Annotated in this window: 5 protein-coding genes; 1 reads left to right on the top strand and 4 read right to left on the bottom strand. The window is 42.9% G+C overall.

Annotation, left to right across the window (positions count from 1 at the left end; genetic code table 11):
• Window positions 1–5: 5 nt before the first annotated feature.
• Window positions 6–674 (top strand): YggS family pyridoxal phosphate-dependent enzyme, encoded by a 669-nt coding sequence (locus tag AC23N5_RS27550; RefSeq protein WP_487758000.1) that lies wholly within the window; start codon window positions 6–8, stop codon window positions 672–674.
• A gap of 153 nt (window positions 675–827) precedes the next feature.
• On the opposite strand, the gene secA is transcribed toward AC23N5_RS27550, so the two are convergent.
• The 4 genes from secA to AC23N5_RS27530 form a co-directional block, all read right to left on the bottom strand.
• A complete protein-coding gene (gene secA / locus AC23N5_RS27545; protein WP_487757999.1) occupies window positions 828–4,178 on the bottom strand; it encodes a preprotein translocase subunit SecA in 3,351 nt (1,116 codons plus the stop codon).
• A gap of 166 nt (window positions 4,179–4,344) precedes the next feature.
• A complete protein-coding gene (locus AC23N5_RS27540) occupies window positions 4,345–5,550 on the bottom strand; it encodes an ABC transporter permease (RefSeq protein WP_487757998.1) in 1,206 nt (401 codons plus the stop codon).
• Between the two features lie 171 nt (window positions 5,551–5,721).
• Window positions 5,722–7,083 (bottom strand): glycoside hydrolase family 140 protein, encoded by a 1,362-nt coding sequence (locus AC23N5_RS27535; protein WP_487757997.1) that lies wholly within the window; start codon window positions 7,081–7,083, stop codon window positions 5,722–5,724.
• Window positions 7,084–7,155: 72 nt separating this feature from the next.
• Window positions 7,156–12,570, bottom strand: a complete 5,415-nt coding sequence (locus tag AC23N5_RS27530) for a T9SS type A sorting domain-containing protein (protein ID WP_487758020.1) — start codon at window positions 12,568–12,570, stop codon at window positions 7,156–7,158.
• Window positions 12,571–12,725: the final 155 nt, after the last annotated feature.

The raw sequence follows: 12,725 nt of genomic DNA, 5'->3' as shown, positions 1-12,725 counted from the left end.
GAAGGATGGGTATTGCTGAAAATATACAACAAATAATAACTGAAATTTCGCCTGCTGCACGGCTCATTGCTGTCACCAAAACCAAGCCTGTTGAGATGCTCATGGAAGCATATCAGGCTGGTTTTAAGCGGTATGGCGAAAATAAAGTGCAAGAAATGGTGGGTAAATACGAACAAATGCCGAAAGACATTGAATGGCATTTGATTGGACATTTACAAAGCAATAAAGTCAAATACATGGCTTCTTTTGTGGCCATGATTCATTCGGTGGATAGCTTGAAATTGTTGCAAGAAATCAACAAACAGGCGGCCAAAAACAACCGAGTGATTGATTGTTTGTTGCAGGTATTTATTGCCCAAGAAGAAACAAAATTTGGACTTTCTGAAGAAGAACTAGAGGAGCTACTGGTTTCAGAGGAATTAAAATCAATGCAAAATGTACGTATTGTAGGGCTGATGGGTATGGCTTCAAACACCGATGATGAAGCCCAAGTACGGTTGGAATTTAGAGGGTTAAAACAGCTTTTTGACAAGCTCAATGTACGTGCGACTGATTTCCCTGCAAATGTTGGCCTCAAAGAAATTTCGATGGGTATGAGTGGTGATTATCTGCTGGCGGTAGAAGAGGGAAGTACGCTCGTCCGCGTAGGTAGCGCTATCTTTGGCTCACGCTAACCGTGAAGAGGGATGCTCACATCCTGACGCTTTTGTGTGAAGGGTTGCTCACAACCAGACCAAGAGTGAAGAGGGTTGCTCACAACCCGGACTTAAACGAGAAAGCCCCAACCATGCGGTCGGGGCTTTCTCGTTTATTCAGTACAGCAGAACTTAAGCGATGACGACACAATCGCCGCGTTCTACTTCGTGTTCTACTTTCTTGTATTTTACATCTTTTACCACACGGCCATCGCGGTACTGAACCGTTACTTTTTGGTTACGGTCGGCGATTTTAATGGCACGTACAGGCATCGTTTTTTCGGTCTGACGAGCAGCGTAGGCATCTGGGCCACCTACTTCTTCAAATTCCTCGTCCTCGCGGTTGGTATGAAGTTCTGGCTCAGGCTGACGCACTTGGCGTTGCGATTGCTGCTGTGGTGGTTCTTCTTGTGGAATGAACGATTTCACTAAGAAACTTACTGTCTCAAAATTGACTTTGCTCATCAACTTCTTGAACAATTCAATCGACTCAAACTTATAGATCAACAACGGATCTTTTTGTTCGTAAGCGGCGTTTTGTACCGACTGTTTGAGGTCGTCCATGTCGCGAAGGTGCTCTTTCCATTCTTGGTCAATCAGCGAAAGAACCACAAATTTTTCCATTTCACGCACAATCTCACGACCGTTTGATTCAATGGCCTTCACGAGATTGACGCCAATTTGCGTGCCTTTGATACCGTCGGTGAACGGAATTACGATTTCTTGGATGGTTCCACCGCGTTCTTCGTGGATTTGTTTCAGTACAGGCAACACTTGCTCTGCAATGAACTTATTTTTATTCGCATAGTGGCTCTCAGCTGCTTCGTACAAGCGTTGAATACGCTGCTCAGGTTTTAGCTTGTTGTAGTCATCGCGCGTAAATGGTGGTTCAATGCCAAAATTGGTAATGACGGCCAATTCGAGTTCTTCGTAGCTACCTTCGGTGTTATTGATGATGTCGTTACAAACATCGTACATGGTGTCGGCAATGTCAATTGCAAGACGATCCCCAAAAAGGGCATTCCGACGACGTTTGTAGATGCTTTCACGTTGCATGTTCATGACGTCATCGTATTCGAGGAGGCGCTTACGTGTACCAAAGTTGTTTTCTTCGACTTTTTTCTGCGCTCTTTCAATCGACTTTGACACCATCGAGTGCTGAATCACTTCACCTTCTTCCAAGCCCATGCGGTCCATCACACCTGCGATGCGGTCAGAACCAAACATACGCATCAGCCCATCTTCCAATGACACAAAGAACTGCGACGTTCCTGGGTCTCCTTGGCGACCAGCACGACCCCGCAACTGACGGTCAACGCGACGGCTTTCGTGGCGTTCGGTACCAATGATGGCCAAACCTCCCGCAGCTTTTGACTCTGGTGTAAGCTTGATGTCGGTACCACGACCTGCCATGTTGGTCGCAATCGTAACCGTACCAGGTTTCCCTGCTTCCGACACAATTTCGGCTTCACGTTGGTGTTGTTTGGCGTTCAAGACTTGGTGTGGAATCTTACGGAGGGTAAGCATGCGGCTCAATAACTCCGAGTTTTCGACCGAAGTTGTACCCACCAACACAGGGCGTCCTTTGCCTACCAACTCAACGATTTCGTCCACCACGGCGTTGTATTTCTCCCGTACCGAACGATACACCTTATCTTCTTCGTCTTTACGTGCAATCGGAATGTTGGTAGGAATACTAACCACGTCCAACTTATAAATCGTCCAGAATTCACCTGCTTCGGTTTGGGCGGTACCTGTCATACCACAAAGCTTGTGGTACATACGGAAGTAGTTTTGGAGCGTAACCGTGGCGTAGGTCTGTGTAGCGTCTTCTACTTTTACGTTTTCTTTGGCTTCAACGGCTTGGTGCAATCCATCTGACCAACGGCGACCTTCCATGATACGGCCCGTTTGTTCGTCAACGATTTTTACCTTTCCGTCCATCAACACATAGTCCACGTCACGTTCAAACAACGAATAGGCTTTCAACAACTGCTGGATGGTGTGAATACGCTGCGTTTTGACCGAATAATCGCGCAAGACTTCTTCTTTGCGAAGAAGTTTTTGTTGATCGGTAAGCTCAGAATCTTTGTCAATCAAATTCAAATCAATCGACAAGTCAGGCAATACGAAGAAGTTAGGGTCTTCGGCTGAGCCTGTCATATAGTCGAGCCCCTTTTCAGTAAGCTCGATGCTATTGTTTTTTTCTTCAATGGTAAAATAGAGTGGAGCATCGGCTTCTGGCATCAACTTTTGGTTTTCTGCCAAATAGATTTTCTCCGTTTCTTGCATGAGGGTTTTAATACCCGTTTCACTCAAGAATTTAATAAGCGGTTTGTATTTTGGGAAACCACGGTGCGCGCGGAAAAGGGCCAAACCTCCTTCTTTTTTGTCGCCAGCCGCAATTTTCTTTTTGGCTTCATTGAGCAAATCTGTCACGAGGCGTTTTTGGGCTTCGACAATGCGCGATACGCGGGGTTTAAGCTCGGCAAAATCTTGTTCGTCGCCACGAGGTACAGGGCCGCTGATAATCAAAGGTGTACGGGCATCGTCCACCAAAACGGAGTCAACCTCATCGACCATGGCAAAGTGGTGTTTGCGTTGCACAAGCTCTTCGGGCGAGTGCGCCATGTTGTCGCGAAGGTAGTCAAAACCAAATTCGTTGTTGGTTCCGTAGGTGATGTCAGCCAAGTAGGCTTGGCGGCGCGCGTACGTATTGGGTTGGTGGCGGTCGATACAATCAACGCGCAAACCATGAAACTCAAACAATGGGGCATTCCACTCACTATCGCGGCGGGCAAGGTAGTCGTTGACCGTCACGACGTGCACGCCTTGGCCTGCGATGGCATTTAAGAAAGCAGGTAGCGTTGCAACGAGGGTTTTCCCTTCACCCGTAGCCATTTCGGAAATTTTCCCTTGGTGCAATACCGTTCCACCGATTATTTGAACATCATAGTGAACCATGTTCCACTTGATAGGGTGGCCTGCCACATCCCAGGTCGTTCTCCAAACAGCCTTATCGCCGTCGATGGTAATATGATTCTTCCTAATTGCGAGTTCGTGGTCTAAAAGACTGGCAGTGACCTCAAGACTTTCATTTTCGGTAAAACGACGCGCCGTTTCTTTGACAATGGCAAAGGCAGTGGGCAAAATCTGCATCAGGACTTTTTCCAACTCTTTGTCGCGCTCAAGCCCTAAGCTATCAATTTTTTTGAAAATGTTCTCTTTGGCATCAACGTCCATGTCGGCATTGGTAGCCACTTGCTGGCGCAGCGCGTCTATTTGGTCGTCGATGGCCTTGAGTTCATTCGCAATAAAAGTCTTGAGTTCTTGCGTTGCGTTTCGAAGCTGGTCATGGCTGAGTGTACGTAGTTTAGCAAATTCAGCATTTACTTTGTCCACGTAGGGGGCAAGTTCTTTCAAATCACGTTCCGATTTGGTCCCAAACAGCCCAGAAAAACTTTTTGTGAGGAATTTAATCATTGTTACTGTATGAGTCAACCAACAAAGGCCAACGGTTTATGTATTTTTCTATATCACAAATATCGCACCCGCTTTGGGAATTTGCTACAAAATTAGCTTTTTGTCAGCAGTTTAATGACATTTTAAGGGTTAGATTGCTTGTTTCGGTCAAAATGTCAGCCTTAAATTAAAGTCGGCTTGCACGTTGAGCAGGAATAAACGACACCAAAATCGTGATGGAAATGACGGTGACAGCCGTAATGACAAAGTCTGGCCACTCCATTTTTACGGGATAAGCATCCACCACCGAACTCACCATTCCCATGGAGACAAGGCCGTAAGTTTGCTGAAACCAACAGACAATGATGCCCAAAATCAGTCCAATAAACGCTCCAGTGAATGCCACCAAGCTGCCTTCTAGCAAAAAGATACGTTGAACGGTGGAGGCAGTGGCACCCATGGCAAACAGCATTTTAATATCGTCTCGTTTTTCAATCACCAACATCGAAAGTGAAAAGAAAATATTGACCGCTGCCACCAAAATAATGAGTCCAAGGGTGACGGTAACAAACAATTTTTCGATGCGAATGGCGCGTAAAAGATCGGCGTTTTGCTCATCGCGGGTACGTACCACAAATTTATCTCCAAGAAGGGTTTGGATTTGGGTTTGTACTTGAGCGGATTTTGCATTGGGTTGAAGCTGAATTTCAAGCGCTGAACGTTGGTTGCCATAGCCAAGTAGCTCAGTGGCAAATTCGAGGGGTACAATCACGTAATCATCAAACCGAAGTTCGAGCATATAAACGCCTCCCACGCGAATGATTTGTTGGTTAAAAGCGTTAGCATTGGTCAAATTAAGCGTTTTTACGTCCGAACGAGGGTAGGCGAGTTCGAGGGGAGTAAACTGATTGTTGACCGAAATGCCAAGCAGTTGCTGCACCGTTCCACCGACAATTGCTTTGGGTTCATTGTTGGTGGTCAGGGCAAATTTTCCTTCAATCATCGCGGTATCTAACTGGTGGCGCTGAATAAATGTCTCATCCACTCCCTTGATTTTGGTCACTACCCGACGGTCGCCGTAGGTGGCAAGGGCATTGTCTTCTACTACTTGGGTTACAAACTTAACGCCTTCCGTTGCCCGTAATGCAGTCAATGTTTTGGATGAAAGGGTAAACCGCTTGCCTTGAGCGGGTGTCACTTTAAGGTCGGGATCGAAACTTCGAAATAGCTGTCGATTCAATTCTCCCATGCCATTAAAGACCGACATCACAATCACCAATGCCATTGTCCCAACTCCCACACCCAACATCGAAATGTTGGAAATGAGACTAATAAAGCTTTTCTTTTTCTTAGAAGTAAAATAACGACGCGCTACAAATAAGGGGAAATTCATTTATCTGTTTCTTGTTTTCTGTTTGGTCTTTCGGGTTCCCAAAAAAGTACCCCATTGCTATTTTGCCCTTTGCCTCTTGCACTTTGCCCTTTGCCTCTTGCCCTTTGCTCCTTGCACACTTATAACTCCTAACTCCTCTCTCATCACTCCTCTCTTACACATTTGCGTCTCTTATTTCCCAATCACAAGTGTCCAATCACAAGTAGGGCAGGCTACGGGAGGTTTAAATTCTTGAATACCTTCGTTTTTTACGGCTCCAATTGGCGTTGAAACACCATCGCGGGGGTTAAACCAAGTGGCTTTGAGCTGAGGGATGGAGAATTTGGAAAGGTCAATTTTTAATGGTTTTCCTGTTGGAGAATAAGCAAACATAAAATCTTTATTTTCACCAATGGCAGCCATTTGATACCCAGCATCTTCGGAGTTGTCATTTTTTAGAACGCCTTGGTCGGGTATTAGTTGCGCCCAAGGATAGGCTTCAAAAAGTTTACGCATGTATCCCATTTGCCAAGCCCCTTCGTGATTTGTGGCTGACCGCCAATGCGTGCGGGCTACCGAAATGGCGGGATTGCGGTTTGGGTCAAAAAACTGCCAAACGTTATGATCGCCGTAGGTATGGCCTGCACCACCCGAAAGCATCGCCCACCAAGCGGCCTGCCGAACATCGTGCGAATTGAAATAATCTTTTTCAGGTTTCCAATCAATCGGATGGTCTTCGTAGCGTGGTTCACCATCGAGGGTAGGCTTTACGGGAAAAAGTTGGTAATTCTGGCGCTGCATGACGTAGTTTTTGGCGTTTTTTGCCGAGTGCCCTGACTGAAACATGTTGAAATTGAGCCAGTTTTCTTTGTGGAAAAACGCGGCTGAATTGCTGCCGCCTGTTGGATGGTAGGTCATAAGTTGAGTGCCTCCGTGACCCGCTTTGAGGCCCTCGGCCATGGCATTGATGATAGCAAAATGTTTTTCGGTTTCGGGGTTACGGTCGCCGCCCAAAATCCAAACGATGGGCTTGCCTTTATAACGCTTTCCAAGCCATTGGCCATATAGTCGGGCATTTTCGGGGGTAAAAACCTCGGGGCCGACACCCCATTTTTTGTTAAATTTATCCCCCCACGTAGGCAGCATTCCAATCACAAGCCCCAACGAGGCTGCTTTGTCTACTACATAGTCAACGTGTTGGAAATACAACTCATTGGGCTGTGAAGGGTCATTGTTTTTTAAGGGAAGCTGTCCGTATTGGTTGGGCTGCCCCAGTCCGTCAAACTCTGCCAAAGCCACGGCTTGAATGACGGTAAAGCCTTGTTCTGCACGACGTTTGAGGTAAAAATCAGCCTCGTCTTTGGTCAACCGATGAAACAATTCCCAAGCGGTATCTCCCAACCAAAAGAACGGTTTGCTATCGCCGCGCGAAATGACCCGTTTGTCGGGAGCGATGTATAATTTTGACCACTGCGCTTGTTTGGGTGCAGGTTGCGCAAAGCCACAAACACTCAGGCAAACTACCGATGAAAAGGCCAACAAAAATCGTTTCATGAGGTTGAAATGGTTCAGTTTAGGGAGGCGAAAGTACTAAAAAAAGCCGACGGTTGGTCGGCTTTGGGGAGGTTAATCTAGTTTGGTTACTTTCAAATTTACTTGCTGGGTTGGGGTGGTTATTCGTAGGAAATAAAGCCCCGTTGGCAAGCGCGTAATGTTAAGCTGCTCCGTGTGATTGTCTGTTTCGGCGACAAATTGACTTTTGTGATGCACTCGCCCAGTAACGTCCACCCATTCATACTGAATTTCTTGGTGTTTGGCTTGTTTTGCGCTGAGAACGGCGGTGGCAGCGGCTGGATTGGGCGTAATACTAAATAAAGGAGCGTCTGGCAATGAATCAACGGAGCGCCTAGCCGAGGAAGCCCCCATCTTTGATTGAATACGAAACCAGTGTTCTTGGTAAGAAGTGGATGACCCTTGAGGAAACCGTAGCGAAGGGGTTAGGCCCATCCCTTTTTGAGGCCAATAACGAATACTGAGTTTGTACAAACCTGCTGGTAGTCCATCGTCGTAGCGGTTTTGTTTATTTTCGTTTTCTGCATAGAAACCAAAATTAGGGTGGTTTTGGGCGTATAACTCAGTAAAACCGTCTCTATTGGCGTACATAAAATAGGGTGCATTATTTTCATGCGTATTGAAGGAAACGGGAATACCAATCTCTGGAGTCGCTAGCATGTCAAACGAAACCGATCCTTCGCTAGAAACATCACAAATATCAACGTAAGCTGTCCAAAAACGAGGTTGAATTTTGTTGGGATTGTCAAGATAATAGATGCTAGGGTTTGTTTGTGAGCTAAATGTCAACGGAGGGCCTTTGTCTGAGTAAACAAATTGGTTAATCCAAGAAAAAAGAGCGATGTTTTGGCCTTGTTTGGTCGCGCTTTTTGACTGGCCAATGTTGATGAGAATCACATTAAAAGGTTTCCAAAAAATGGTTTTAACGGGGCTTTCGGCCGATTGAATGGCGCCTGTGCTGCATTTTGCCGTAAAGGTTCGACTTGTTTGCGTGGACGAATGGATGTCGATAAATGGTGCGTTTTCTCCTGTGCTCCAAAGGGTAGCGGAGGTGGGAGGACAACTGGAAGTGAGCCGAATTGTTTGGGATAAACAGACTGTATCTCGTGGGCTTGCCGTGATTGTGGGTGGCGACAGCGATTTATCATTCACGGCCAACGTAAATGCTTTGGCGGTGAATGTTCCAGAACAAGCAGAAGTGACCACCAACCGATACTCACTGCCATTGTCGGCGACAGTTACGTTGGGGATTGTATAGATAAAGTCGGCATTCGAAGCGGTCGCGATGGTATCAATTTTTAAGTCAGAATAATCACTGTCGTTTAACTTTTTACGCTGCCATTTTATGGCTACAGTACCTGTATAGTTGCGTTTTACAGTCAATGAAACTGTTGTGCTTGGTGTCACAGGATTAGGGGTATTGGCCGTAACGTCCGAAAGAATAATGGGGTTGCTACATTCGGGGTAAGTGGTAAACGAAGCATTATTATAGCCAATCAATGAAATTCCGCTTTTTAGGTTTTTTAAGCATCCAATTTTGTGACTGTCGAATTGTAAATAAGTAAGTGAAAAGGGCAGGGATGGAAGGCAGGTGATTTGATTAGAAGAACAACGTAGGTCGATTAAAGTAGAGGGTAGCGTCGGAATTGTTGAAATTTTATTGTTGATTAAATCTAGTCTTTGTAACCTGTTTGGAAGCGTAGGTAACTGTGTTAAGGAGTTATTACTGATGTATAATTCAGTAATATTATCAGGCAGAGAGGGAATGGATTGTAAAGCATTAGCCCTTAATTCGAGTGTGCGTAAAGTAGAGGGCAATGTGGGTAATGTTTTGAGTAAATTTCCAGAAACATACAGAGACTGAAGAGACGCGAATCCTTCAATGCCAGTTAAATCGGTTATATTGCTGTAGGCTATTGAAAGGGACGTGAGTGATGCGGCAGGTGGCAATAAATAATTACAATCATCGATACAGTTTGAACAGCTTCGCCGAATAGCATTGGCAAAATTTATGTCTGGAATGTATGTTCCACAGGAAGTCGGTTTAGTAATGCGCTTTCCATTGCTTGCATACACTCGTAAATTTGAATTCGAAGAATTAATACATTTGATTTTTGAAGAATCAATCGTAATTGAGTTGATATTTGATGGTAGAATAGGTAAGCAAGTAATTGAATTGTTAGCTATTACTAATGAATCTAGGTTTTTAAATGCCTCAATACCCACTAGACTTGAAAGGTTTACATTAGAAAGATTGAGTACTGTAATTTTGTTAGCTTCTGACATTATTAATTTGCTACATTCATCAAAACAAGTAGGACAAATACTCTGAACAGATTTTTGAAGATTCTCGTTTGGGAGCCCACAAAGGTTAATTGGATTATTCTCTTCGCGCGAAATATACAAGTTAGAAGGTTTGTTTGGTAAACAAGTAACAAGAGGACTATTGAAAATATATAATGACTGTAAACGCTGCGGAAGAAAAGGTAAACATTTTAATGGTAAATTGTTATTAAGTGCTAAAGTTTGTAGGTTTTCTGGTAATGTAGGGATGAACTCTAGTTCATTATTATTGCATTCAATTGATTGAAGTTGTGATGGTAAACTGTCGATTTTGGAAATTTTATTGAATGAACAAATGAGGGTTGTTATTTTGCTAGGTAGGTTTGATATTCTAGTTAACAAATTATTACTGACATCGATGTACGAAAGTAAAGCTGGTAATTCTGGAAGGAAGGTAAGCAAGTTATTACTTACAGTTAGACTTTTTAGAGAACTAAACTTAGAAATACCTGTAATGTCTTTGATATTTGAGTAAGCAATAGATAGTGAACCGAGCTGATTTGCAGGAGGCAAGAGTTGGTTACATTCATCAATGCAAGTGGGACAATTCCGTCGGATAGCATCTGCAAAATTTAAGTCTGAAATACGATTAGTGCACTGTGGTGGTGTAGGAATGAGCTGATTTGCACTATTATACACTTTTAAACTAGCGTTGTGAGCGGGCAAGCATGTGATCTTTTCTGGGTCAATGGTCAGAGAGGTGAGCGAATTTGGTAGAGCTGTGATACAATTAGCAGGTATGTCAGCTAAAATTAAAGTTTCTAGATTCGAGAACAGTTCTATTCCGTTCAAGCTGACTATTGGTTTGGTTGTTAAATCAATAATTTTTATTTTTTCTGCTTCACTCTTATTAAGATTAAAACAGGCGTCAAAACAAGTAGGACATTGTCCCTGAATCGACTTCACAAGGTTGATGTCTGCTAACCCACAAAGCGGAAGCGACGAATTACCATTGTTTACGAAATAGTGAAGCGATACTTTGTTGGGAAGACAGGTAATTTTCGAATTTCCGACAATGATAAGTTCTTCTAAAGAATTTGGTAAAAGTGGAAGACAAGCTAAATCAAAGTTATTTCCACAGTATAACCTTACAAGATTATTAGGTAATTCTGGTAGCGATGTTAATTTATTATATCCACAATTTAAAAATTGTAAATTCTTAGGAAGTGAAGGAAGTGATTTAATTTGGTTATTATCACAGGTTAAAATAGTTAATTCACTCGGCAAGCTTTCAATTTCTTGAATTTGGTTGTATTCTATGTTGAGTATTTTTATTGAATTAGGGAGACCTTTAATAGTGACTAACTGATTGTAACTTATGTCAAAATCATTTAGTGAGGTAGGTAATGATTCAATTTGTGTAATTTTATTGTTGCTTAAATTTAGACTAAAAAGGTTTGTAGGTAAGTTAGAAGTTTTCAATAAAAATCCACTTGTCCATCTGAGTTTTTTTAAGTTTTTGGGAAATTTAGGCAATTCACTTCCTTCACAACCGTAGCAAGTGAATTCATCGAGACTTGTAAAATTTTCAATATGTGATAAGTCTTTTACATTGAAGCAAGATAAACTTTTTAGTGTGCTTGAAGCAGGCATTAATTGATTACATTCGTTAATGCAATTAATGCAACTACTTCTGATTGAACTAGCAAACTGGACATCTTTGATAGTTACACAAGTTGGGAAGTTGACTACTAGTCCACCTGAAGCATTATAAACCTTTAACGATGATAAGCTTGGGGGTAAACACCGAATAGTTGTGGTATCAATAGTGAGTGATGTTAATGATGCTGGGAGAAACGAAATACACTTGATTAGTGGATTATGACTCAAGTTTAAAGACTCAAGTGAGGTAAATAACTCAATTTCTGAAATAGTTGAAATGTTTTTGTTGCTCAAATCAAGTGTTTTTATTTTGCTGATTTCGGAAGGATTGGGACGGCCACATTCATCAAAACAACTTGGACAAGTTTGTTTAATAGATGCCGTTAAATTTGGGTCGCTAAATCCACAAGTGGAAATATTTACGCCATTTGAGACAATATAAATATTGCTGGGTTTATTTGGGACACAGGTGATATTAGTGTTGGCAATATTTAAGGTCGATATGTTTGGAGGTAATGTAGGTAAACATTCTAAATTGTTATTGTTGCAGATCAGTGTATAAAGTTGGCTGGGCAACTGAGGAAGTTTGGAAAGTAGATTAAAAGCAATCTCTATTTGTTGTAGTTTTTCAGGTAAGCTTGGTAAACTTGCCAACTTATTGTTGTTAGCAAGTAAGGTGATTAAATTTGATGGAAGTGCTGGTAAAGAAGTTAAAAAATTGCCATAGCAATTGAGGTACGTCAATCCAGATGGCAGATTGGTCAATTGGACTAACTGGTTTTGATTACAATAAAAGGTTGTAAGTGAAGTAGGTAAATCTTGAATGGAAGTAATTTTATTGTTACTACAATTTAGGCTAGTGATTCCAGTGGGAAGTTTGGGTAGCGTACTTAGTTCGTTGTAATCAATGTTGAGTTCTCTTAAACTAGCAGGCAAATTATCAGGAATTGTTTTGAGCTTATTTCTGCTACAATATAGGGTTTGTAGCGAACTGAATTGGTCGATTCCACTTATTGAAACAATGTCCTTGTTTTGAAGGTAAAGGTATTGAACTGTTGAAGCAGCAGGCGTTAGATTGCCGCATTGATCAACACACTGAGGGCAGGAACTACGAATGGCGTCGGCAAATTTTGGGTCAGGTATTTTTACACAAGCCCCCATCCATTCCGCAAGATTTCCTTTCGCATTATAAACCTTCAAGCCTGAAACGACTGTGGGTAAGCAGTTAATTTTATCGGTATCTAAATACAAAACAGACAGAGAACTGGGTAAAGCTGGCAAACAGCTGATTTGATTCTCCTGACAGTACAAAGTCGTGAGGCTGTTTGGTAGAGTGGGTAATTGGGTGAGTTTGTTGGATAAACAAAACAATGTTTTAAGACCCACAGGCAAGGCATTTGGCAGGGCCGCCAACTGATTGTTGGAACAGGTGAGCGATGTCAGCGTGTTTGGGAGGTCAGGTAAGTTGGTAAGCTGGTTGTTGTTGCAGGCCAACGCCGTTAGGGTAGTGGGAAGATTGGGCAAAAATGGTAGCTGATTGTAGCTGCAAGATAGGGTAGTCAAACCCGCAGGCAAAATTGGTAAACTCGTGATTTGGTTGACATCACACTGGAGGGTCGTCAGGGTAGCTGGAAGGGTTGGTAATTGGGTGAGTTTGTTACTGTGGCAATTCAGTGATT

This window comes from Runella sp. R5_40 (assembly GCF_057652295.1).
Note: the sequence above shows the minus strand (reverse complement) of the source record. Positions and strands in the feature narration are given on the sequence as shown.